Source organism: Streptomyces sp. NPDC048002, from assembly GCF_040653275.1.
Classification (GTDB): Bacteria; Actinomycetota; Actinomycetes; order Streptomycetales; family Streptomycetaceae; genus Streptomyces.
In genome coordinates, this window is sequence record NZ_JBEZNL010000010.1 from 123,193 (window position 1) to 145,846 (window position 22,654).

Sequence of the window (22,654 nt, forward strand, 5' to 3'; positions counted from 1 at the left end):
CCACACCCAGGCCTCATGGTTCACGGCACGCCCGCACAGGCTGCGCATCCCGAAGACGAAAGTTTCCACCAGTGAGTGAGACAACGCAGGACGGCCAGGTCGCGGTGACCGCGCCCCCGTCGCCCGACGAGGGACTCACGGCCGCCGAACTGGCCGCCAAGTACGGGCTCAGCGTGAGCGGCGCCCGCCCCTCGCTCGTCGAGTACGTCCGCCAGCTCTGGGACCGGCGTCACTTCATCCTCGCCTTCTCCCGGGCGAAGCTGACCGCCCAGTACAGCCAGGCCAAGCTCGGCCAGCTCTGGCAGGTCGTGACGCCGCTGCTCAACGCGGCCGTGTACTTCTTCATCTTCGGCGTCATCCTGGAGGCCGACCGGGGCATGTCCCGCGAGGTCTACATCCCCTTCCTGGTCACCGGCGTGTTCGTGTTCACCTTCACGCAGAGCTCGGTGATGGCGGGCGTCCGGGCGATCTCCGGCAACCTCGGCCTGGTCCGCGCCCTGCACTTCCCGCGCGCCTCCCTGCCGGTCTCCTTCGCGCTCCAGCAGCTCCAGCAGCTGCTCTTCTCGATGATCGTGCTGTTCGCGGTGACCTGCGTCTTCGGCAGCTACCCCGATCTGTCCTGGCTGCTGATCGTGCCGGTGCTGGCCTTGCAGTTCCTCTTCAACACCGGCCTCGCCCTGATCGTGGCCCGGGCCGGCGCCAAGACCCCGGACCTGGCGCAGCTGATGCCGTTCGTGATGCGTACCTGGATGTACGCCTCCGGTGTCATGTACTCCATCCCGATCATGCTGGCGGACAAGCCGCAGTGGATCGCGACGGTCCTCCAGTGGAACCCGGCCGCGATCTACATGGACCTGATGCGCTTCGCGCTGATCGACGGCTACGGCTCCGAGAACCTCCCGGACCACGTCTGGGCGGCCGCGGGCGGCTGGGCCCTGCTGTTCGCGCTCGGGGGCTTCGTGTACTTCTGGAAGGCGGAGGAGAGGTACGGCCGTGGCTGACACCCGTATTCCCACCGTCATCGCCGACGAGCTGCACATCGTCTACCGCGTCAACGGCGCCAAGACCGGCAAGGGCAGCGCCACCGCCGCGCTCAGCCGGATGCTCAAGCGGGGCTCCGACGACTCGGCCCGGGGCGTGCGCAAGGTGCACGCCGTCCGCGGGGTCTCCTTCACCGCCTATCGCGGTGAGGCCATCGGCCTGATCGGCTCCAACGGCTCCGGCAAGTCGACGCTGCTGCGGGCCATCGCGGGCCTGCTCCCGGCGGAGGAGGGCAAGGTCTACACGGACGGTCAGCCCTCGCTGCTGGGTGTGAACGCGGCCCTGATGAACGACCTGACCGGCGAGCGGAACGTCATCCTCGGCGGCCTCGCCATGGGCATGTCCCGCGAGGACATCAAGGCCCGCTACCAGGACATCGTCGACTTCTCCGGGATCAACGAGAAGGGCGACTTCATCACCCTGCCGATGCGGACGTACTCCTCCGGCATGGCGGCCCGTCTGCGCTTCTCCATCGCCGCCGCCAAGGACCACGACGTCCTGATGATCGACGAGGCCCTGGCCACCGGCGACCGCAAGTTCCAGAAGCGCTCCGAGGCCCGCATCCGGGAACTGCGCAAGGAGGCCGGCACGGTCTTCCTGGTCAGCCACAACAACAAGTCCATCCGGGACACCTGCGACCGGGTGCTGTGGCTGGAACGCGGCGAGCTGCGCATGGACGGCCCCACGGACGAGGTCCTCAAGGAGTACGAGAAGTTCACGGGCAAGTAGTCCACCCCGGTCCGGTGCACCCGGCCCAGCCCGCTTCCCACGGCCCCGCCGGAACCCTTCCGGCGGGGCTCCGCGTCTGCAAAGGAAACGTCAACTTCGCCTGTGCGTAGGAATCTTGGGACCAATCGGTGTGTTCTTGTGATGCGTGGGACACCCCGGCGAACCGCTGTGCGTTGTACAACGTAAGCTGTTCCGGTCCCCAATCGCGGCAAGTGGGGCAATAATGCCCCACACCCACTGCCCGGGAGTCCGCGCCGACGGCTGGGCGGCGTGTCCGAAATAGTGCGTATTGGGTAGGCAGTGTAGAACGGGAGATGTGACGGCAATGGCTACGGAGACTCCCCAGCTCAGCGGAGCGTGCGCCGTCCCCGCCCAGGGCGGCCCGTGGTGACGCGAACCAGCACGTCGCACGCCACCGAGGCGGAGCGCGGCACGCTCGACAAGGCCGCGCATGAGAACTTCCCCGTGGCCCCCTTCTTCCTGCCCGGGGCCTGGCGCACCGACCTGATGGCCGTCTACGGCTTCGCCCGCCTCGTCGACGACATCGGGGACGGGGATCTGACCCCCGGCGGCGCCGACGCCCGTTTCCTCGGCGTTTCGGCCAAGGACGCCGAGGACCGCCTGGTGATGCTGGACGCCTTCGAGGCCGACCTCCACCGGGTTTTCGCGTCGACCCCGCGCCACCCCCTGCTGCGCCGTCTCCAGCCGACGGTCCGGCGCCGCGGACTGACCCCCGAGCCCTTCCTCGGCCTGATCGGCGCCAACCGCCAGGACCAGCTCGTCAGCCGCTACGAGACCTACGACGACCTGCTTGCCTACTGCGAACTCTCCGCGAACCCCGTCGGACGCCTGGTCCTCGCCGTCACCGGCACCGCCACCCCGGAGCGGATCCGCCGCTCCGACGCCGTCTGCACCGCGCTCCAGATCGTGGAGCACCTCCAGGACGTCGCCGAGGACCTCGGCCGCGACCGCATCTACCTGCCCGCCGCCGACATGAAGCGCTTTCATGTCCAGGAGGCGGATCTCGCCACGAACACCGCGGGCGCATCGGTGCGCGCACTGGTTGCATACGAAGCCCAACGCGCCCGCGATCTCCTGAATGAAGGCGCCCCCCTGGTGGGTAGCGTCCACGGCAGGCTGAGACTGCTGCTCGCAGGGTTCGTGGCGGGGGGAAGGGCGGCGATCCGCGCGATCGCCGCCGCCGATTTCGACGTACTTCCCGGCCCGCCCAAGCCCGGCAAGGTTCAGCTGCTGCGCGAGGCGGGCGTGACTCTGCGAGGAAAGGGGTGATCCGGACCGTGGAGTTCGCACCACATGCGTCCGCACCGGTACTCGCCGCCTACAGCTACTGCGAGGCCGTCACCGGGCAGCAGGCCCGGAACTTCGCCTATGGCATCCGGCTGCTGCCCACACCGAAGCGCCGCGCGATGTCGGCGCTGTACGCGTTCTCGCGCCGCGTCGACGACATCGGGGACGGGGCGCTGGCCGACGAGGTCAAGGCCGCCCGGCTGGAGGACACCCGGGCGCTGCTGGCCCGGGTGCGGGCCGGCGAGGTCCACGAGGACGACACCGACCCGGTCGCGGTCGCCCTCGCCCACGCCGCCGAGGTCTTCCCGATCCCGCTCGACGGCCTGGACGAGCTGATCGACGGCGTGCTGATGGACGTACGCGGCGAGACCTACGAGACCTGGGACGACCTGAAGGTCTACTGCCGCTGCGTCGCGGGCGCCATCGGCCGGCTCTCGCTCGGCGTGTTCGGCACCGAGCCGGGGGCGCGCGGCGTCGAGCGGGCGCCCGAGTACGCCGACACGCTCGGGCTCGCGCTCCAGCTCACCAACATCCTCCGGGACGTCCGGGAGGACGCCGAGGGCGGCCGTACCTATCTGCCCGCCGACGATCTCGCCAAGTTCGGCTGCTCGGCGGGGTTCGCCTCGCCGACCGTGCCCGAGGGCGCCGACTTCGCCGGACTCGTGCACTTCGAGGTGCGCCGGGCCCGTGCCCTCTTCGCCGAGGGCTACCGGCTGCTGCCGATGCTCGACCGGCGCAGCGGCGCCTGCGTCGCCGCGATGGCCGGCATCTACCGGCGGCTGCTGGACCGCATCGAGCGCGAACCGGAGGCCGTGCTGCGCGGCCGGGTCTCGCTGCCCGGCCGGGAGAAGGCGTACGTCGCGGTGCGCGGGCTCTCGGGTCTGGACACCCGGCACATGACGCGGCGGACCGTCAGGAGGCGTGCCTGATGGACAATCCGGTCCAAGGTGATGCCACCGGAGAAAAACGGCACGCAACCCTCCGGTCCCGGACGGCGTCCCTGACTGAGACGGCCGGCCGCGCACCGTTCGAACACCGCGGCGACCGTTCGGGGGAGGGCACGCGATGACCGACGGCAGGACGACCGGCGGCGACGCCGTCGTGGTGGGCGGCGGACTGGCCGGCATCACCACCGCGCTGGCGCTCGCCGACGCCGGGGTGCGGGTGACGCTCCTCGAAGGACGGCCGCGCCTGGGCGGGCTCGCCTTCTCCTTCCAGCGCGGCGACCTCACCGTCGACAACGGCCAGCATGTGTACCTGCGCTGCTGCACCGCCTACCGCTGGTTCCTCGACCGCATCGAGGGGACGGCGCTCGCGCCCCTGCAGGATCGTCTCGACGTGCCCGTTCTCGACGTGGCGAAGCCCGAGGGGCGACGGCTGGGCAGGATCCGGCGCGACCCGCTGCCGGTGCCGCTGCACCTGGGACGCAGCCTCGCCGCCTATCCGCACCTCTCCCTCACCGAGCGGGCCGCCGTCGGCCGTGCCGCGCTCGCGCTGAAGGGGCTCGACCTCGACGACCCGGCCCTGGACGACCAGGACTTCGGCAGCTGGCTGGCCGCGCACGGCCAGACCCCGCGCGCCGTCCGGGCGCTGTGGAACCTGGTCGGGATCGCCACGCTCAACGCGGTCGCGGACGACTCCTCACTGGGGCTCGCCGCGATGGTGTTCAAGACCGGTCTGCTGTCCGACCCGGGCGCGGCCGACATCGGATGGGCGCACGTCCCGCTGGGCGACCTGCACGACCGGCTGGCCCGCAAGGCGCTCGACTCCGCGGGCGTGCGTACCGAGGTCCGTACACGGGTCACCTCCGTCTCCCAGGACGACAACGGCCGTTGGACCGTGGAAGTTCCCGGGGAGACCCTCCGGGCGGACGCCGTCGTCCTCGCCGTACCGCAGGGCGAGGCCCACGACCTGCTGCCCGACGGCGCCCTGGACGACCCCGGACGGCTGCTCGGCATCCACACCGCGCCGATCCTCAACGTCCATGTCGTCTACGACCGCAAGGTCCTCGACGCCCCCTTCTTCGCCGCCCTCGGCACCCCGGTGCAGTGGGTGTTCGACCGGACCGACTCCTCCGGGCTGCGCGAGGGCCAGTACCTCGCGGTCTCCCAGTCGGCCGCGCACGACGAGATCGACGCGCCCGTGGCCCGGTTGCGCGAGCGCTACCTGCCGGAGCTGTCCCGGCTGCTTCCCCTGGCCCGCGGGGCCGGGGTGAAGGACTTCTTCGTGACCCGGGAGCGCACGGCGACGTTCGCCCCCACCCCCGGTGTCGGGCGGCTGCGGCCCGGCACCCGCACCAAGGCACCCGGCCTGTACCTGGCCGGAGCGTGGACCGCCACCGGGTGGCCCGCGACCATGGAGAGTGCGGTCCGCAGCGGTGTGAGCGCGGCGGACGCCGCGCTGAGCGCCCTGGGCCGGCCCCGCCCCCGCCACCTCTTCGACGTCGAGGAGGCGGCCTGATGCTCGGCCGGCGCGCGGCAGGCTCCCGCACCCCCGGTACCGCAACAAGAGGAGAGACTGTGCCCACTGTGCCCCCGGCCTCGAAGGCCGCTCGAGAGACCGCGGTGGACGTCACCGCGCTCCTGGAGCGCGGCCGGACCCTGGCCACTCCGGTACTGAGGGCGGCGATCGACCGCCTGGCAGCTCCCATGGACACCGTTTCCGCCTACCACTTCGGCTGGATCGACGCCCAGGGCCGGCCGACGGCCGGCGACGGCGGCAAGGCCGTGCGCCCCGCCCTCGCGGTGCTCTCCGCCGAGGTCACCGGCGCCCCGCCGGAGACCGGCATCCCCGGCGCGGTCGCCGTGGAACTCGTCCACAACTTCTCGCTCCTGCACGACGACCTGATGGACGGCGACGAGCAGCGCCGCCACCGCGACACCGTGTGGAAGGTGCACGGGCCCGCCCAGGCCATCCTGGTCGGCGACGCCCTGTTCGCCCTCGCCAACGAACTGCTGCTGGAACTCGGCACCGTCGAGGCCGGCCGCGCCACCCGCCGGCTGACCACCGCCACCCGGGCCCTGATCGACGGACAGGCCCAGGACATCTCCTACGAGCACCGCGACCGCGTCAGCGTCGAGGAGTGCCTGGAGATGGAGGGCAACAAGACCGGCGCCCTGCTGGCCTGCGCCAGCTCCATCGGCGCCGTGCTCGGCGGCGCGGACGACCGCACCGCCGACACGCTGGAGAAGTACGGCTATCACCTCGGCCTCGCCTTCCAGGCGGTCGACGACCTGCTCGGCATCTGGGGCGACCCGGAGTCCACCGGCAAGCAGACCTGGAGCGACCTGCGCCAGCGCAAGAAGTCCCTGCCGGTCGTGGCCGCGCTCGCGGCGGGCGGCGCCGCCTCCGAACGGCTCGGCGAACTGCTCGCCGCCGACGCCCGCAGCAGCGACTTCGAGAACTTCTCCGAGGAGGAGTTCGCCGTCCGGGCCGCCCTCATCGAGGAGGCCGGCGGACGGGAGTGGACCGCCGACGAGGCGCGTCGTCAGCACGCCATCGCCATCGAGGCCCTCGACGCCGTCGACATGCCCGACCGGGTACGGGACCGCTTCGCGGCGCTCGCGGACTTCGTCGTCGTACGAAAGAGATGATCACTATCGGTCGAATAGCCCTCGCGTAGTCGCCGGCCGGTGGCTCTCACGCGCCACCGGCCGACGGCGGACCCACAGCAGACGCACCACTTGCACACTGCACGAAGGGGAAGCCATGACAGCGACGACCGACGGAAGCACCGGGGCGGCCCTGCCTCCCCGGTCTGCCGCGGCCAGCGAAACCGCAAGCACCGCCCCCGTGGCGGCGGGGGTTCACGACCACGCCGCGCACGCCGTCCGACGCGCCACCGACTACCTGCTCGCCCGGCAGGACGCCGAGGGCTGGTGGAAGGGCGACCTCGAGACGAACGTCACCATGGACGCCGAGGATCTCCTGCTCCGCCAGTTCCTCGGCATCCAGGACGAGTCCGTCACCCGTGCCGCCGCCCTGTTCATCCGGGGCGAGCAGCGGGAGGACGGCACCTGGGCCACCTTCCACGGCGGACCGGGCGAACTCTCCACCACCATCGAGGCGTACGTCGCCCTGCGCCTGGCCGGGGACGCCCCCGACGCCCCGCACATGGCGCGCGCCTCGGCGTGGATCCGGGCCCGCGGCGGCATCGCCTCCGCCCGGGTCTTCACCCGGATCTGGCTGGCCCTGTTCGGCTGGTGGAAGTGGGAGGACCTGCCCGAGCTGCCGCCCGAGCTGATCTACTTCCCCACCTGGGTGCCGCTCAACATCTACGACTTCGGGTGCTGGGCCCGGCAGACCATCGTCCCGCTGACGATCGTCTCCGCCACGCGCCCGGTACGGCCCGCGCCGTTCCCGCTGGACGAACTGCACACCGATCCCGCGCACCCCAACCCGCCCAGGCGCCTCGCCCCCGCGGCGAGTTGGGACGGCGCCTTCCAGCGGCTCGACAGGGCGCTGCACCAACTGCGCAAGGTCGCGCCGCGCAGGCTGCGCCGGGCCGCCATGAACACCGCCGCCCGCTGGATCATCGAACGGCAGGAGAACGACGGCTGCTGGGGCGGTATCCAGCCGCCCGCGGTGTACTCGATCATCGCGCTGCACCTGGTCGGCTACGACCTCGAACACCCGGTGATGCGCGAGGGGCTGGCCTCGCTGGACCGCTTCGCCATCTGGCGCGAGGACGGCGCCCGGATGATCGAGGCCTGCCAGTCACCGGTCTGGGACACCTGTCTGGCCACCATCGCGCTGGCCGACGCGGGGGTGCCCGCCGACCATCCCCAACTGGTCAAGGCCGCCGACTGGATGCTCGGCGAGGAGATCGTCCGCCCCGGGGACTGGGCCGTGCGCCGGCCCGGACTGCCGCCCGGGGGCTGGGCGTTCGAGTTCCACAACGACAACTACCCCGACATCGACGACACCGCCGAGGTGGTGCTGGCCCTGCGCCGGGTCCGGCACCCCGAACCCGGGCGGGTGGAGAAGGCCATCGGGCGCGGGGTGCGCTGGAGCCTCGGCATGCAGTCCCGCAACGGGGCCTGGGGAGCCTTCGACGTCGACAACACCAGTCCCTTCCCCAACCGGCTGCCGTTCTGCGACTTCGGCGAGGTCATCGACCCGCCGTCGGCCGATGTCACCGCGCACGTCGTGGAGATGCTCGCGGTCGAGGGCCTCGCCCACGACCCGCGCACCCGGCGGGGCATCCAGTGGCTGCTCGCCGAACAGGAGCCGGACGGCTCGTGGTTCGGCCGCTGGGGCGTCAACTACATCTACGGCACCGGGTCGGTGGTCCCCGCCCTCGTCGCCGCCGGCTTCCCGGGCTCGCACCCCGCGATCCGCCGGGCGGTGACCTGGCTGGAGTCCGTGCAGAACGAGGACGGAGGCTGGGGCGAGGACCTGCGCTCCTACGGCGACGCCGAGGGCTGGAGCGGCCGGGGCGAATCCACCCCCTCGCAGACCGCCTGGGCGCTGATGGCGCTGCTGGCCGCGGGGGAGCGGGACGCCAAGTCGGTGCAGCGCGGGGTCGAGTGGCTGGCGGCGACCCAGCGCGAGGACGGCTCCTGGGACGAGCAGCAGTTCACCGGCACCGGCTTCCCCTGGGACTTCTCCATCAACTACCACCTCTACCGGCAGGTCTTCCCGCTCACCGCGCTCGGCCGGTACGTGCACGGCGAGCCCTTCACCCGGGCCGAGGAGGGCTGATGAGCACCCAGCCGGTCCCCGCTCCGCTGCTGATCGCCTGCGCGCTCGGCATCGAGCACCTCGCGCTGCGCACCGGCGCGCGCGGGGAGGCCGGCGGGCCGGTCACCGTGGTGCGCACCGGCATGGGGCCGAAGGCGGCCGAGCGCTCGGTCGGGCGGGTCCTGGCCGACCCGGCGTACGCCTCGGCCGCGGTCCTCGCCACCGGATTCTGCGCGGGGCTCGCGCCCGGGATGCACCCCGGCGACCTGGTCGTCGCGGAGGAGACCCGGGATCCCCGCGGCACCACCGAGTGCGTGGGCACCGAACTGCTCGTGAAGGAACTCGTGCGCGCCGTCCCCGGGCGGACCGTGCACACCGGACCGCTCACCGGATCCGATCATGTGGTCCGGGGCCAGGAACGGTCCGACCTGCTCTCCACCGGCGCAATCGCCGTCGACATGGAGTCGGCCGCGACGCTCCTGAGCGCCGTGCGCGGGGCCGAGCGCCCCGTTGCGGCCGTCCGGGTGGTCGTGGACGCTCCAGAACATGAACTGGTCCGGATCGGCACAGTGCGCGGGGGAATATCAGCATTCCGTGTTCTCAGGTCGGTCCTTCCCGCTTTCTTCGAATGGCACCGTTCTTTGCTGCTCCCCAGGAGGTGAGCCAGATGGCCATGCCGCTGCGCCAGTCCATCAAGGTCGCTACTTACTTGGCCGAACAGAAGCTCCGCAAGCGCGACAAGTTCCCGCTGATCGTCGAGCTGGAACCGTTGTTCGCGTGCAACCTCAAGTGCGAGGGCTGCGGGAAGATCCAGCACCCGGCGGGGGTGCTCAAGCAGCGCATGCCGGTCGCACAGGCCGTGGGGGCGGTGCTCGAATCCGGGGCGCCGATGGTCTCCATCGCCGGGGGCGAGCCCTTGATGCACCCTCAGATCGACGAGATCGTGAGGCAGTTGGTGGCCAAGCGGAAGTACGTCTTCCTGTGCACCAACGCCATGCTGCTGCGTAAGAAGATGGACAAGTTCAAGCCCTCCCCGTACTTCGCGTTCGCCGTGCACATCGACGGCCTGCGCGAACGCCACGACGAGTCGGTGGCCAAGGAAGGCGTGTTCGACGAGGCCGTGGAGGCGATCAAGGAGGCCAAGCGGCGCGGCTTCCGGGTCACCACCAACTCCACCTTCTTCAACACTGACACCCCGCAGACCGTGGTGGAGGTGCTGAACTTCCTCAACGACGACCTGAAGGTCGACGAGATGATGATCTCGCCCGCCTACGCCTACGAGAAGGCGCCCGACCAGGAGCACTTCCTGGGCGTGGAGCAGACCCGCGAGCTGTTCAAGAAGGCCTTCGCCGGCGGCAACCGCCGCAAGTGGCGGCTGAACCACTCGCCCCTGTTCCTCGACTTCCTGGAGGGCAAGGTCGACTTCCCCTGCACCGCGTGGGCGATCCCGAACTACTCCCTCTTCGGCTGGCAGCGCCCCTGCTACCTGATGAGCGACGGCTACGTGCCGACGTACCGCGAACTCATCGAGGAGACCGACTGGGACAAGTACGGCCGCGGCAAGGACCCGCGCTGCGCCAACTGCATGGCGCACTGCGGCTACGAGCCCACCGCCGTCCTCGCCACCATGGGCTCCCTGAAGGAGTCGCTGCGCGCCATGCGCGAGACGGTCAACGGGAACCGGGAGTGAGGCCATGACCGCCGTCTCCCTGGGCGTCCCCGAGGTACCGGTCCGGCCCATCGCCGAGCGGCGCGTGTCGCGCCGGATCCAGGTCGGACCGGTGGCGGTCGGGGGCGGGGCCCCGGTGTCGGTGCAGTCGATGACCACGACCCGTACCTCGGACATCGGCGCGACGCTCCAGCAGATCGCCGAACTCACCGCGTCCGGCTGTGAGATCGTCCGGGTCGCCTGTCCCACGCAGGACGACGCGGACGCGCTCGCCACCATCGCGCGCAAGTCCCGGATCCCGGTGATCGCGGACATCCACTTCCAGCCCAAGTACGTGTTCGCCGCGATCGAGGCGGGCTGTGCCGCCGTACGCGTCAATCCCGGCAACATCAAGCAGTTCGACGACAAGGTGCGGGAGATCGCGCGGGCCGCCGCCGACCACGGCACGCCGATCCGGATCGGGGTCAACGCGGGTTCCCTCGACCGGCGGCTGCTGAAGAAGCACGGCCGGGCCACCCCGGAGGCGCTGGTGGAGAGCGCCCTGTGGGAGGCGTCTCTCTTCGAGGAGCACGGCTTCAGGGACATCAAGATCTCCGTGAAGCACAACGACCCCGTGATCATGGTCAACGCCTATCAGCAGCTCGCCGAGAGCTGCGACTACCCGCTGCACCTCGGCGTCACCGAGGCGGGCCCGGCGTTCCAGGGCACCATCAAGTCGGCCGTGGCCTTCGGGGCCCTGCTCAGCAGGGGCATCGGCGACACGATCCGGGTGTCGCTCAGCGCCCCGCCCGCCGAGGAGATCAAGGTCGGCCTCCAGATCCTCCAGTCGCTCGGCCTGCGCGAGCGGCGGCTGGAGATCGTCTCCTGCCCCTCCTGCGGGCGGGCCCAGGTCGACGTCTACAAGCTCGCCGACGAGGTCTCGGCGGGCCTGGAGGGCATGGAGGTACCCCTGCGGGTCGCCGTCATGGGGTGTGTGGTGAACGGTCCCGGAGAGGCCCGGGAGGCCGATCTGGGGGTCGCCTCCGGCAACGGCAAGGGGCAGATCTTCGTGAAGGGCGAGGTCGTGAAGACGGTGCCCGAGTCGAAGATCGTGGAGACCCTCATCGAGGAGGCGATGAGGATCGCCGAGCAGATGGAGCAGGACGGCGTCGCGTCGGGGGAGCCGGCCGTCACCGTGAGTTGAGCAGCACGGACCGAAGGGGGCCCGATCGTGACGATTCTGGAGAACATCCGAGGACCACGCGACCTGAAGGCGCTGTCCGAGCCGGAACTCGGTGAACTGTCCGACGAGATCAGGGAGTTCCTGGTGCACGCGGTCGCCAGGACCGGCGGCCACCTCGGGCCCAATCTGGGGGTGGTGGAACTCTCCATCGCGCTCCACCGGGTCTTCGAGTCGCCGGTCGACCGCATCGTCTGGGACACCGGCCATCAGAGCTATGTGCACAAGCTTTTGACGGGACGTCAGGACTTCTCCAAGCTGCGCGGCAAGGGCGGCCTGTCCGGCTACCCCTCGCGCGAGGAGTCCGAGCACGACATCGTCGAGAACAGCCACGCCTCCACCGCGCTGGGCTGGGCCGACGGACTCGCCAAGGCCCGCCAGGTACAGGGCGAGAAGGGGCATGTCGTCGCCGTCATGGGGGACGGCGCGCTGACCGGCGGCATGGCCTGGGAGGCGCTGAACAACATCGCGGCCGCCAAGGACCGCCCGCTGATCATCGTCGTCAACGACAACGAGCGCTCCTACGCGCCCACCATCGGCGGCCTCGCCAACCACCTCGCCACCCTGCGCACCACCGACAGCTACGAGAAGGTCCTGGCCTGGGGCAAGGACGTCCTGCTGCGCACCCCGGTCGTCGGCCACACCGTCTACGAGGCCCTGCACGGCGCCAAGAAGGGCTTCAAGGACGCCTTCGCCCCGCAGGGACTCTTCGAGGACCTGGGACTGAAGTACGTCGGCCCCATCGACGGACACGACATCGGCGCCGTCGAGTCCGCGCTGCGCCGCGCCAAACGGTTCCACGGGCCGGTCCTGGTCCACTGCCTCACCGAGAAGGGCCGCGGCTACGAACCCGCCCTCGCCCATGAGGAGGACCACTTCCACACCGTCGGCGTGATGGACCCCCTCACCTGCGCCCCGCTCGCCCCCTCCGCGGCCCCCTCCTGGACCTCGGTGTTCGGCGAGGAGATCGTGCGGATCGGGGAGGAGCGCCAGGACGTCGTGGCGATCACGGCGGCCATGCTGCACCCGGTCGGCCTCGGCGCGTTCGCCGCCCGCTTCCCCGACCGGGTCTGGGACGTCGGGATCGCCGAACAGCACGCGGCCGTCTCCGCGGCCGGCCTCGCCACCGGCGGCGTCCATCCCGTCGTCGCCGTCTACGCCACCTTCCTCAACCGGGCCTTCGACCAGCTCCTGATGGACGTCGCCCTGCACCGCTGCGGGGTCACCTTCGTCCTGGACCGGGCCGGCGTCACCGGCGTCGACGGCGCCTCCCACAACGGCATGTGGGACCTGTCGATCCTCCAGGTCGTCCCCGGACTGCGGATCGCCGCGCCGCGCGACGCCGACCAGTTGCGCGCCCAGCTCAGGGAGGCCGTCGCGGTGGACGACGCGCCCACGCTGATCCGCTTCCCCAAGGAGTCGGTGGGCCCGGCGGTCCCGGCCGTCGACCGGGTCGGCGGCATGGACGTGCTGCACCGCGACGAGTGGCCCGAGGTACTCCTGGTCGCCGTCGGCGTCATGGCGCCGGTCTGCCTCCAGGCCGCCGAACTGCTGCGCGCCCGCGGCATCCCCTGCACGGTCGTCGACCCCCGCTGGATCAAGCCCGTCGACCCGGCGCTGCCCGGCCTGGCCGCGCGGCACCGGCTGGTGGCCGTGGTGGAGGACAACAGCCGGGCCGCCGGGGTGGGCGCCGCCGTGGCCCTCGCGCTGGGTGACGCCGATGTCGACGTGCCCGTACGCCGGTTCGGCATCCCCGAGCAGTTCCTCGCGCACGCCAAACGCGCCGAGGTGCTCGCGGACATCGGCCTCACCCCCGTCGAGGTCGCCGGACGGATCAGCGCGAGCCTGGCCGTCCAGGAGCAAGCCAAGGAGACAGCGGAATGACCACGGAGTTCGACCTCGGCGCACTGCTGGCCGAGCGCGGCGCCGAGCGCTACGAGCTGCACGGCAGGTACCTCAACCACCAGCTCCCGCGCATGCTGCACACCATCGGCTTCGACAAGGTCTACGAACGGGCCGAGGGAGCCTACTTCTGGGACGCGGACGGCGCCGACTACCTGGACATGCTCGCCGGGTTCGGGGTGATGGGCCTGGGCCGCCACCACCCCGTGGTCCGCAAGGCCCTGCACGACGTCCTCGACGCACAGCTCGCCGACCTCACCCGCTTCGACTGCCAGCCCCTGCCGGGCCTGCTCGCCGAGCGGCTCCTCGTGCACAGCCCGCACCTGGACCGGGTGTTCTTCGGCAACAGCGGCACCGAGGCGGTGGAGACCGCGCTGAAGTTCGCCCGCCGCGCCACCGGCCGGCCCCGCGTCCTCTACTGCGACCACGCCTTCCACGGTCTGACCACGGGCTCCCTCTCCGTCAACGGCGAGGACGGCTTCCGCGACGGCTTCGCCCCGCTGCTGCCCGACACGGCCGTACCCCTCGGTGATCTCGACGCCCTGGCAAGGGAGTTGAAGAAGGGGGACGTCGCCGCCCTGATCGTCGAGCCGATCCAGGGCAAGGGCGTGCACGAGGCTCCGCCCGGCTACCTCCGGGCCGCCCAGGAACTGCTCCACCGGCACAAGGCCCTGCTCATCGCCGACGAGGTGCAGACCGGGCTCGGCCGGACCGGGGACTTCTACGCCTACCAGCACGAGGACGGCGTCGAACCGGACCTGGTCTGCGTGGCCAAGGCGCTCTCCGGGGGCTACGTCCCGGTCGGCGCCACCCTCGGCAAGGACTGGATCTTCAAGAAGGTCTACTCGTCGATGGACCGGGTGCTCGTCCACTCGGCGAGCTTCGGCTCCAACGCCCAGGCCATGGCGGCGGGGCTCGCCGTGCTCGCGGTCATGGAGGACGAGCAGATCGTCGCGAACGCCCGCGCCACGGGCGAGCTGCTGAGGTCCCGGCTCGCGGCCCTGGTCGGCAAGTACGAGCTGCTCGCCGACGTGCGCGGCCGGGGCCTGATGATCGGCGTCGAGTTCGGCCGGCCCTCCTCGCTGAAGCTGCGCGGCCGGTGGACCATGCTCCAGGCCGCCCGCAAGGGCCTGTTCGCGCAGATGGTCGTCGTGCCGCTGCTCCAGCGGCACCGCATCCTCACCCAGGTCTCCGGCGACCACCTGGAAGTGATCAAGCTCATCCCGCCGCTGACCATCGGTGAGCGCGAGGTGGACCGCTTCCTGGACGCCTTCACCGAGGTGATGGACGACGCGCACAGCGGCGGCGGACTGATGTGGGACTTCGGAAAGACCCTGGTCAAGCAGGCCGTCGCCAACCGGCAGTAGCCCATTTGCCTCAGAGGCAAGAAATTTGCCCCTGAGGCAACGATCGGGCTGAATGGGGAGCATGAGCTCTCCCGAGACCGGCCCGGAGGACCTGCCCGTGGTGGCGCCCCAGCTGCGCGCCCTGCGCCACCGGGCCGCCCTCACCCTGGAGGCCGCCGCCCGGGCGGCCGGCCTGTCACCGGCCCACCTCTCCCGGCTGGAGACCGGACTGCGCCAGCCCTCGCTGCCGATGCTGCTCGCGCTCGCCCGCGTCTACGGTACGACGGTCTCGGAGCTGCTCGGCGAGACGGTCGCCGACCGGGACGCCGTGGTGCGCGCCGCCGACATGGAACCGACCGAGGCCGGCGGCTGGACCTACCGGCAGGCCGGCGCCCCCGGCCGGGGTATGCAGGCCCTCAGGCTGCACGTCCCCTTCGGCTCCCAGGGCGACATCGTCCGGGTCCACCCCGGCGAGGAGTGGCTCCACGTCCTCACCGGGCGGCTCCGGCTGCGCCTCGGGGACACCGCGCACCTGCTCGCCCCGGGCGACAGTGCCCACTTCGACTCGCTCACCCCGCACCGGATCGCCGCGGACCGGGGCGGGGCCGAGCTGCTCTTCGTCCACACCCTGCTGCAGAGCCCGACGGCCGCCCTGTGCCTGGGCCCGAACCCTGGAGTCATGCCATGAAGGACATGGAGGAGAAGTTCCCCCGCGCGCTGTGGGTCCGGCTTTTCATCTACATCGCGGTCGGACACGTCTTCGCCGCCTTCATCTACCTGCTCTTCGAACTGGGCGCCAAGCAGTAGACGGGCGCCCGCTCAGTCGAGCAGGCGGTCGCGGAGGCGTTCACGGGTCTCGGGGGTGACGGACAGCCCGCGTGCCAGGTAGGAGTCCACGTCGCCCCAGGTCTCCTCGATGGTCTCGAAGGCCGCGTTCAGGTACTCGGCGCGGGCGTCGAACAGGGGGCTGAGCAGCTCCATGATCTCGGGCGTGTACACGTTGTTGCGCTGCACCTTGTAGCGGCGGTGCTTGGCGTTCGACTCCAGGTAGTCGGCGAGGATCGCCTCGCGCTCCACGCCCACGGCGAGCAGGGTGACCGCCACCGACAGACCGGCGCGGTCCTTGCCCGCCGCGCAGTGCATCAGGGCCGGGACGCTGTCCTCGGCGAGGGAGTGCAGGACCCGGGAGTGCTCGGCGGTGCGCTCCTTCACGATCGTGCGGTACGACTCGATCATCCGGTTCGCGGCCTTGCCGTCGTCCAGGATCTCCCGCAGCTGCTCGATCTCGCCGTCGCGGACCATCTTCCAGAACTCCGCGCCGTCCGCGGGGTCGCTCAGCGGCAGGTTCACATTGCGGACCCCCGCCAGCTCGACGTCGGGGCCCTCCAGCTTCTGGTCCGCCGCGTTGCGGAAGTCGAAGATCGTGTGCAGCCCGAGCCCGGCCAGGAACGCGGCGTCCTGGGCGGTCGCGTGCGCGAGATGGCCGCTGCGGAACAGCACACCGTGCCGTACCCGCCGTCCGTCGACGGTGGGCAGCCCGCCCACGTCACGGAAATTGCGAACTCCGGCCAGCTCGGGCTCGGTCGACGGGACCTGCTGCGTCACTTGGGCTCCTCCCACCGGTCCCGCCGACTCCGGTGTCCGGCGGGCACGCTCTGACGATACGACATCCGGTCCGGCCGACCATGGAATGCCTCAAAACGGACTAAGAGTGGTGAAAGTCCCGCGATTTCCAGCGAGTTTGTGAGCCTGCTGTGATGTAACGGTTCTCCCCGCTAAGGGCTGTCTGGGTGTTCTGTCCGAATTGCTGTCTTCATTCCAACTCGCTGCGGAATAAAGGAGTCTGGAGCAACGTCACGTGAGCAGGGTCATAACCGTGACGGTGCGTCGCCCGTCATGTTCACGTAATGCGCATGCTTTTCAAGGGGATTTACGGGAATCCGCGCCCGGCCAATGCACGGAAAGTGACGGCGAATTCCCGCAAGGGATCAAGAAGGACGCCTTCGGGCGGAACCTTCTGCTTGTCCGTTTGCGTCTTGGTCGCTTACGTTCGCCACCAATCCGAGCGGACGCCGAATCCTGCCACCGCCCGGAATCCGCACACTCACCCGTACTCGGCAGGAGCGGGGGACCCACAGGCATCACCGCCTGGTCCGGTCTCCGGAACAGGCTCGGGGTCAAGTCGCGCCCAGCGCGCGGCCGGACATCTCCAGTCCGAACCCGACAGCTCACCTCGCAGGCGCCGGAGAGGAATGCGCCATGCCCGCGAAGGGTAAGCACCGTCGTCCCAAGACCCTGAGTCTCACCCGATCGATCGCCGTCGCCGGAACCGGTGGCGCCGCGCTCGCCCTCCCGCTCCTGGGAGCCACCGGCGCGCACGCGGCTCCGTCCCAGTCGGTTTCGGAAAAGGCCGTTCAGTCGGTCCAGTCGGTTCAGTCGGTCGAGAAGAAGTCGGTCGAGAAGAAGGCGGCGAAGAAGTCCGCCAAGACCGCCACCAAGTCCTACACCGTGGTTTCCGGGGACTATCTCTCGAAGATCGCCGACGAGCAGAACGTCAGCGGTGGCTGGGAGAAGCTGTACCAGGACAACCGTGAGGCCGTCGGCTCCGACCCGTCCCTGATCCACCCCGGCCTGAAGCTGTCGATCGGCGCCAAGGCCGCCGCGACGGGCGACGCCGGGAAGTCCGCGGCCAAGCCGTCCACCAAGTCCTCGTCGGACGCGGCGAAGTCGGACTCGTCGGACACCGCGAAGTCCTCCGAGGCCACGCAGTCCGCGCAGACCGAGCAGTCCGCCGACTCCTCGGAGTCCACCACCACCGCCACGCAGACCGCGCAGTCCTCCGCCTCGGGCTTCGCCGCGCCGGTCTCCGGTGCCGGTGTCGGCACCCAGTACAAGGTCGCGGGCAGCATGTGGTCCAGCGGTTACCACACCGGCGTCGACTTCGTGATCCCGACCGGCACCTCCCTGAAGGCCGTCGGCGCGGGCACCGTCGTCTCGGCCGGCTGGGGCGGCGCCTACGGCAACCAGGTCGTCATCCAGCTCGCCGACGGCCACTACGCGCAGTACGCCCACCTGTCCTCGCTGTCCGTCTCCAGCGGTCAGACGGTGACGGCGGGCCAGCAGGTCGGCCTCTCCGGTGCCACCGGCAACGTGACCGGCCCCCACCTGCACTTCGAGATCCGCACCACCCCGAACTACGGCTCGGACGTGGACCCGGTCGCCTACCTGCGGGCGAAGGGCGTCACCGTCGGCTGACGGAGCCCCCGCGCACGACCACCTGCCTGACACGCCGCCGAAGGCCGGACCCCCGATCCCCGGGTCCGGCCTTCGGTGTTCCCGCGCACCGCTGACCGCCGCCTCGCGGCAAGTCGGCTGAGCCCTCAACATCCCTGATCGGAGACGTATTCCGGGCTTGGTCAACCCTTTGCGAGTGGCCTATCTCACCGCCCGTCAACCCTTCCTTACGGTCGCGTAGGTCACATTGGAAGGTGAATCATGAGCCGATGTGGCAGACGATGCGAAGAGTGACGACAGGGCAGTGATCGGGTCGTACGTGGCGCTGGGGGACAGCTTCACCGAAGGGGTGGGCGACCCCGGGCCCGACGGGGCGTTCGTCGGCTGGGCCGACCGGTTCGCGGTACTCCTCGCGGACCGTCGGCCCGAGGGCGACTTCAGCTACGCGAACCTGGCCGTGCGCGGCAAGCTGCTCGACCAGATCGTGGCCGACCAGCTTCCGCGGGCCCTGGAACTCGCCCCGGACCTGGTCTCCTTCTGCGCCGGCGGCAACGACATCATCCGGCCCGGCACCGACCCCGACGAGGTCGCCGAGCGCTTCGAGCGGGGCGTGGCCCGGCTCACCGAGGTGGCCGGCACGGTCATGGTCACCACCGGCTTCGACACCCGGGGCGTGCCGGTGCTCAAGCATCTGCGCGGCAAGATCGCCACGTACAACCTGCATGTCCGGGCCGTCGCCGACCGGTACGGCTGCCCGGTGCTGGACCTGTGGTCCCTGCGGACCGTGCAGGACCGGCGGGCCTGGGACGGCGACCGGCTCCACCTCTCGGCGGAGGGGCACACGCGTGTGGCGCTCCGCGCCGGCCAGGTGCTCGGTCTCCAGGTCCCGGCCGACCCGGACCAGCCCTGGCCGCTGCTCCCGCCGCGCGGCACGCTGGCGGTCCGGCGGGACGACGTGCACTGGGCGCGCGAGTACCTCGTGCCGTGGATCGGCCGCCGACTGCGCGGCGAGTCCTCGGGCGACCACGTGACGGCCAAGGGCGCGCTGTCCCCGGACGACATCAAGATGCGCATCGGGACGGCGGTCTGAGGCGGCCGGGCTCCGGTCGGGAGCGGTCCGCTGCCGGTCAGCGGGCCGTCGCTGTCAACGCCTCGCGGTTCAGGCCCAGTTCGCCGGCGAGCGCCTCGTCGGCCCACTCCTGGGCGCGGGCTCGGGAGAGGGCGCCCTGGTAGGAGGTCAGCTGGACGGCCAGCCCGTCGAGGAGGGCCGTCAGGCGCAGGGCCGACGCGGCGGGGTCGGGGCAGTGGAACTCGCCCGCGGCCACGCCCTCGGCGATGACCTCCGACAGCGCGGCCTTCCACTCCTTGTCCAGTGCCTGGGTGACCTCGCGGAGCGCGGGCTCGCGCAGGGCCGCCGCCCAGCCCTCGATCCACAGCCGCCAGCCCTTGGCCTGCCCGGTCGGCGCGTACCAGCGCACCGCCGTGCGCAGCCGGCGCAGCGCGGTCGTACGGCGGCCCAGCAGCTTGCGCAGATGCGCCAGATCGTCCTCGGCGGCGTACGCGAAGGCGGCCGCGACCAGCTTCTCCTTGGTGGAGAAGTGGTAGAGCACCAGGGCGTTGCTGACCCCGAGCGCCGCGGCCACGTCGGCGATCCTGACCGCCGCCACGCCCCGCGCCTCGATCTGCCCCACGGCGGCCCGCAGCAACTCCTCGCGCCGCTCCGCCACGCTCAACCGCACCCTCGTCACGCGGCACACCCTAGACCCTCGGTACGCGAGCACCCAGGGCCGCCCCGACCGGCGGGGACACCGTCAGCGGTACTGGCCGAACCGCGCGGCGATCACCGGATGCCGGTCGGCGGCGATGGCGTGGGCCGCCGCGCGCGGGGTCGTGCCGTCGGCCTCGGCGCGGGTGAGCATCAGCTCGGTCAGGGCGCGCATCGAACGGCGGGTGTGGGCGAACGCCCCGTCCGCCTCGGGCCCGATGTCACCGAAGAGCGTCCACCACCACCAGGCGTTCGTCCCGGAGTTCACCACCACGTCCGGCAGCACCGTCACGCCGCGCGCCGCCAGCAGCGCCTCGGCCTCCGGCAGCACCGGCATGTTGGCCGCCTCGACGATCCAGCGGGCGGTCACCCGCCGCTGGTTCGTGGTGTCGATCGCGTACGACACGGCCGCGGGCACCAGGACCTCCGCCTCGGTGGACAGCCAGGCGTCGCCGGGCAGCTCGCGGTCCCCGGGGCGCAGCGCGCCGCGGTCCACGGTGCCGTGGGCGTCCCGCGCGGCGAGCAGGGCCTCCACGTCCAGCCCGGCGGGGTTGACGACGGTGCCCTTGAGGTCGGCGACGGCCACCACGGTCAGCCCCGCGCGGGCGAGGAAGCGTGCCGTGGCCCCGCCCATCGTGCCGAACCCCTGCACGGCCACCCGCGTGTCCGCGTACGGCACCCCGGCCCGGTCCAGGGCGGTGAGCGCCGATTCCGCGACTCCGCAGCCGCCGACCAGTTCGTCGAGGCCGATGCCGTCCACCTCCACGGCGAAGGCGTCGGCCAGCCGGCGCCGGGCCGCGGCCTCGTCGTCGAGCAGGGGGTACACGGCCTGGATCGACGACACCAGGCCCGCCTCCGCGGCCGCCCGGTCCACCAGGTCCTGGCTGAGCCCGAGGTCCTCGCCGGTGGTCCAGAAGCCCTCGACGTAGGGGCGTGCGGCCTTCAGGTAGCGCACCAGCAGGCCGTAGGCCGCCGGATCGCGCGGGTCGCAGTCGATGCCGCCCTTGGCGCCACCGAGCGGGACGTAGCGGCCGTCCGGGTCGTAGTGCAGTGCTTCCTTCATGGACATGCCGCGGGCGAGGCCGGTGACCTCCTCCAGCGTGCAGCCCGGACGCATTCGCAGACCGCCGCTGCACACCCCGCGCACCAGCCGGTCGATCACGACGAAGCCCTGGCGGCCGGTGATGTCATCGGTCCAGGTCAACGACAGAAGTGGGGCGGTCATGGGTGCTCCTTACTGAATCGCCGTTCAGTATCGGGACGGGTTCCCGGCGCTGTCAATCCGCTCAACGGATCTTCGGCCGGAAAACGGCGGCGGTCGTTGTCGCAGGGGCCGACCATAATGGGATGCCTCTACGACTCCACCTGGAGGTACCGTGACCGGTTCCCGTTCCCTGAGCTCCGTGCTCCGCACGCTGGAGCCCGCGGCCTTCGGTGCGGACCCGACCGGCGAGCGCATGGCGCGCATCCGTAGATCGCCCCACTTCAAGGACGGGGTCTTCCAGAACCCCGGGGGCGTGGCCCGGACCCGGCCGTCCGGGTCGATGCTGGAGTTCGCGAAGGTCTTCTTCGCGAAGGAGGAGCGGGCGCGGCGAGCCCCGCGCGGCACCGTCCCCCTGCACGCCACCACGCTCGCCGACATCGCCCGGCCGCCCGCCACCGGACTGCGCCTCACCTGGATGGGCCACTCCAGCGTGCTCGCGGAGATCGACGGGCACCGGGTGCTCTTCGACCCCGTGTGGGGCGAGCGCTGCTCCCCCTTCTCCTTCGCCGGACCCAAGCGGCTGCACCCCGCGCCGCTGCCGCTGGCCGCGCTCGGCCCGGTCGACGTCGTCGTGATCTCCCACGACCACTACGACCACCTCGACCTGCCCTCGATCAAGGCGCTGGCCGGCACGGACACGGTGTTCGCCGTGCCGCTCGGCGTCGGCGCCCACCTGGAGCGCTGGGGCGTATCCCCGGACCGGCTGCGCGAGCTGGACTGGCACGAGTCGGCGAGGATCGGCGGCCTCACCCTGACCGCCACCCCGGCCCGGCACTTCTGCGGCCGCGGCCTGCGCAACACCCAGCACACCCTGTGGGCCTCCTGGTCCGTGGCCGGATCCGAGCACCGGATCTTCCACAGCGGGGACACCGGCTACTTCGAGGGCTTCCAGGAGATCGGCGCCACGTACGGCCCGTTCGACGCCACGATGATCCAGATCGGGGCGTACAGCGAATTCTGGCCCGACATCCACATGACGCCCGCGGAGGGCCTGCGGGCCCACCTCGACCTGCAGGGCGGCCGGCCGCACGGTGTGCTGCTGCCGATCCACTGGGCCACCTTCAACCTCGCCGCGCACGCCTGGGCGGAGCCGGGGGAGTGGACTCGGGACGCCGCCGACGAGGCCGGTCAGGCGGCGGCCTTCCCGCGTCCCGGCGAGCCTTTCGAGCCGGCCGGGCTGCTGCCCGTGCAGCCCTGGTGGCGTGCGGTCTCCGCGCCCCTCTCGACACCGTGGCACCGTCCGGAGCCCGCCGCCTCGCCCGAGGACGGCGCGCGGAGCGACCTCGACCTGGCGGGCGACCGCTGAGCGGCGGCGGAGACCACCGACACGAAGAGTGAGGTAGGGGCCAGAACCCTCCGGGGAGTGAAAACGTTGTCGGCAGGTTGACCGACGGCCCTGCGTGCGGCGGGCGACGGGGGCCGGGGAGCGCGATGCTCCCCGGCCCCCCCGGTCTGTGCGAGACCCCAGCTGGGCAGGTCGGTTAGGTGTTACGTG

21 protein-coding genes and 1 riboswitch are annotated in these 22,654 nt (G+C 71.3%); of the genes, 18 read left to right on the top strand and 3 right to left on the bottom strand.

The window, feature by feature from the left end; translation table 11 throughout:
* The first annotated feature begins 71 nt into the window (after positions 1–71).
* The 15 genes from AB0E07_RS15845 to AB0E07_RS15915 all read left to right on the top strand — a co-directional run bounded on the left by AB0E07_RS15845 (position 72) and on the right by AB0E07_RS15915 (position 15,703).
* Positions 72–1,001 (top strand): ABC transporter permease, encoded by a 930-nt coding sequence (locus AB0E07_RS15845; RefSeq protein ID WP_362251104.1) that lies wholly within the window; start codon positions 72–74, stop codon positions 999–1,001.
* On the top strand, positions 994–1,770 hold the full coding sequence (locus tag AB0E07_RS15850) for an ABC transporter ATP-binding protein (protein WP_362251107.1): 777 nt from the start codon (positions 994–996) through the stop codon (positions 1,768–1,770). The genes AB0E07_RS15845 and AB0E07_RS15850 overlap by 8 nt, the downstream gene beginning before the upstream one ends.
* A 387-nt stretch (positions 1,771–2,157) precedes the next feature.
* Positions 2,158–3,060: a squalene synthase HpnC gene (hpnC, locus tag AB0E07_RS15855; RefSeq protein WP_362251110.1), complete on the top strand. Its 903-nt coding sequence runs from the start codon at positions 2,158–2,160 to the stop codon at positions 3,058–3,060.
* Entirely contained in the window at positions 3,057–4,007 is a 951-nt protein-coding gene (gene hpnD, locus AB0E07_RS15860; RefSeq protein WP_362251113.1) for a presqualene diphosphate synthase HpnD, read from the top strand. Before hpnC ends, hpnD begins: the two co-directional genes overlap by 4 nt.
* Complete coding sequence (locus AB0E07_RS15865) at positions 4,007–4,147, top strand: DUF6380 family protein (protein ID WP_362251117.1); 141 nt, start codon at positions 4,007–4,009, stop codon at positions 4,145–4,147. The genes hpnD and AB0E07_RS15865 overlap by 1 nt, the downstream gene beginning before the upstream one ends.
* Positions 4,144–5,538 (top strand): hydroxysqualene dehydroxylase HpnE, encoded by a 1,395-nt coding sequence (gene hpnE, locus AB0E07_RS15870; RefSeq protein ID WP_362251119.1) that lies wholly within the window; start codon positions 4,144–4,146, stop codon positions 5,536–5,538. Before AB0E07_RS15865 ends, hpnE begins: the two co-directional genes overlap by 4 nt.
* A gap of 68 nt (positions 5,539–5,606) precedes the next feature.
* On the top strand, positions 5,607–6,671 hold the full coding sequence (locus AB0E07_RS15875) for a polyprenyl synthetase family protein (protein WP_362251397.1): 1,065 nt from the start codon (positions 5,607–5,609) through the stop codon (positions 6,669–6,671).
* Between the two features lie 115 nt (positions 6,672–6,786).
* On the top strand, positions 6,787–8,781 hold the full coding sequence (gene shc / locus AB0E07_RS15880; protein ID WP_362251122.1) for a squalene--hopene cyclase: 1,995 nt from the start codon (positions 6,787–6,789) through the stop codon (positions 8,779–8,781).
* Positions 8,781–9,422 carry a 1-hydroxy-2-methyl-2-butenyl 4-diphosphate reductase gene (locus AB0E07_RS15885; RefSeq protein ID WP_362251125.1) on the top strand — a complete coding sequence of 214 codons (642 nt, stop codon included), beginning with the start codon at positions 8,781–8,783 and terminating at the stop codon, positions 9,420–9,422. The genes shc and AB0E07_RS15885 overlap by 1 nt, the downstream gene beginning before the upstream one ends.
* Before the next feature lie 5 nt (positions 9,423–9,427).
* Positions 9,428–10,450: an adenosyl-hopene transferase HpnH gene (hpnH, locus tag AB0E07_RS15890; protein WP_362251128.1), complete on the top strand. Its 1,023-nt coding sequence runs from the start codon at positions 9,428–9,430 to the stop codon at positions 10,448–10,450.
* Positions 10,451–10,454: 4 nt separating this feature from the next.
* A complete protein-coding gene (gene ispG, locus AB0E07_RS15895) occupies positions 10,455–11,612 on the top strand; it encodes a flavodoxin-dependent (E)-4-hydroxy-3-methylbut-2-enyl-diphosphate synthase (RefSeq protein WP_362251131.1) in 1,158 nt (385 codons plus the stop codon).
* Positions 11,613–11,639: 27 nt separating this feature from the next.
* The gene (gene dxs, locus AB0E07_RS15900) at positions 11,640–13,532 is read left to right on the top strand and encodes a 1-deoxy-D-xylulose-5-phosphate synthase (RefSeq protein ID WP_362251134.1); all 1,893 of its coding nucleotides are present in this window, start codon (positions 11,640–11,642) and stop codon (positions 13,530–13,532) included.
* Positions 13,529–14,917 carry an aspartate aminotransferase family protein gene (locus AB0E07_RS15905; RefSeq protein WP_362251137.1) on the top strand — a complete coding sequence of 463 codons (1,389 nt, stop codon included), beginning with the start codon at positions 13,529–13,531 and terminating at the stop codon, positions 14,915–14,917. Before dxs ends, AB0E07_RS15905 begins: the two co-directional genes overlap by 4 nt.
* Positions 14,918–14,978: 61 nt before the next feature.
* Positions 14,979–15,584 (top strand): XRE family transcriptional regulator, encoded by a 606-nt coding sequence (locus tag AB0E07_RS15910; RefSeq protein WP_362251140.1) that lies wholly within the window; start codon positions 14,979–14,981, stop codon positions 15,582–15,584.
* Complete coding sequence (locus AB0E07_RS15915) at positions 15,581–15,703, top strand: DUF6126 family protein (RefSeq protein ID WP_362251144.1); 123 nt, start codon at positions 15,581–15,583, stop codon at positions 15,701–15,703. Before AB0E07_RS15910 ends, AB0E07_RS15915 begins: the two co-directional genes overlap by 4 nt.
* 12 nt (positions 15,704–15,715) lie before the next feature.
* Here the strand turns inward: AB0E07_RS15915 and AB0E07_RS15920 are convergent, their stop codons facing one another.
* Positions 15,716–16,501, bottom strand: coding sequence for a tyrosine-protein phosphatase (locus AB0E07_RS15920; protein WP_362251146.1), 786 nt, complete (start codon positions 16,499–16,501; stop codon positions 15,716–15,718).
* A 490-nt stretch (positions 16,502–16,991) separates the two neighbouring features.
* Positions 16,992–17,151, top strand: a riboswitch (cyclic di-AMP (ydaO/yuaA leader).
* 4 nt (positions 17,152–17,155) lie between these two features.
* Here AB0E07_RS15920 and AB0E07_RS15925 point away from each other — a divergent pair.
* Complete coding sequence (locus tag AB0E07_RS15925) at positions 17,156–18,151, top strand: LysM peptidoglycan-binding domain-containing M23 family metallopeptidase (RefSeq protein WP_362251149.1); 996 nt, start codon at positions 17,156–17,158, stop codon at positions 18,149–18,151.
* A gap of 283 nt (positions 18,152–18,434) precedes the next feature.
* On the top strand, positions 18,435–19,220 hold the full coding sequence (locus AB0E07_RS15930; RefSeq protein WP_362251401.1) for an SGNH/GDSL hydrolase family protein: 786 nt from the start codon (positions 18,435–18,437) through the stop codon (positions 19,218–19,220).
* Positions 19,221–19,257: 37 nt separating this feature from the next.
* On the opposite strand, the gene AB0E07_RS15935 is transcribed toward AB0E07_RS15930, so the two are convergent.
* Both AB0E07_RS15935 and AB0E07_RS15940 read right to left on the bottom strand, forming a co-directional pair.
* Positions 19,258–19,878, bottom strand: coding sequence for a TetR family transcriptional regulator C-terminal domain-containing protein (locus AB0E07_RS15935; protein ID WP_362251153.1), 621 nt, complete (start codon positions 19,876–19,878; stop codon positions 19,258–19,260).
* A gap of 63 nt (positions 19,879–19,941) precedes the next feature.
* Positions 19,942–21,120 (bottom strand): Glu/Leu/Phe/Val dehydrogenase dimerization domain-containing protein, encoded by a 1,179-nt coding sequence (locus AB0E07_RS15940; protein ID WP_362251156.1) that lies wholly within the window; start codon positions 21,118–21,120, stop codon positions 19,942–19,944.
* 151 nt (positions 21,121–21,271) lie between these two features.
* Here AB0E07_RS15940 and AB0E07_RS15945 point away from each other — a divergent pair, with 151 nt between their 5' ends.
* Positions 21,272–22,465, top strand: coding sequence for an MBL fold metallo-hydrolase (locus AB0E07_RS15945; RefSeq protein ID WP_362251159.1), 1,194 nt, complete (start codon positions 21,272–21,274; stop codon positions 22,463–22,465).
* Positions 22,466–22,654 lie beyond the last annotated feature (189 nt).

Coding starts and splice junctions, on each gene's coding strand:
- AB0E07_RS15865 (WP_362251117.1), top strand. CDS start 4,007: ATGGACAATCCGGTCCAAGGTGATGCCACCGGAGAAAAACGGCACGCA.
- hpnE (WP_362251119.1), top strand. CDS start 4,144: ATGACCGACGGCAGGACGACCGGCGGCGACGCCGTCGTGGTGGGCGGC.
- shc (WP_362251122.1), top strand. CDS start 6,787: ATGACAGCGACGACCGACGGAAGCACCGGGGCGGCCCTGCCTCCCCGG.
- AB0E07_RS15885 (WP_362251125.1), top strand. CDS start 8,781: ATGAGCACCCAGCCGGTCCCCGCTCCGCTGCTGATCGCCTGCGCGCTC.
- hpnH (WP_362251128.1), top strand. CDS start 9,428: ATGGCCATGCCGCTGCGCCAGTCCATCAAGGTCGCTACTTACTTGGCC.
- ispG (WP_362251131.1), top strand. CDS start 10,455: ATGACCGCCGTCTCCCTGGGCGTCCCCGAGGTACCGGTCCGGCCCATC.
- AB0E07_RS15905 (WP_362251137.1), top strand. CDS start 13,529: ATGACCACGGAGTTCGACCTCGGCGCACTGCTGGCCGAGCGCGGCGCC.
- AB0E07_RS15910 (WP_362251140.1), top strand. CDS start 14,979: ATGAGCTCTCCCGAGACCGGCCCGGAGGACCTGCCCGTGGTGGCGCCC.
- AB0E07_RS15915 (WP_362251144.1), top strand. CDS start 15,581: ATGAAGGACATGGAGGAGAAGTTCCCCCGCGCGCTGTGGGTCCGGCTT.
- AB0E07_RS15925 (WP_362251149.1), top strand. CDS start 17,156: ATGCCCGCGAAGGGTAAGCACCGTCGTCCCAAGACCCTGAGTCTCACC.
- AB0E07_RS15940 (WP_362251156.1), bottom strand. CDS start 21,120: ATGACCGCCCCACTTCTGTCGTTGACCTGGACCGATGACATCACCGGC.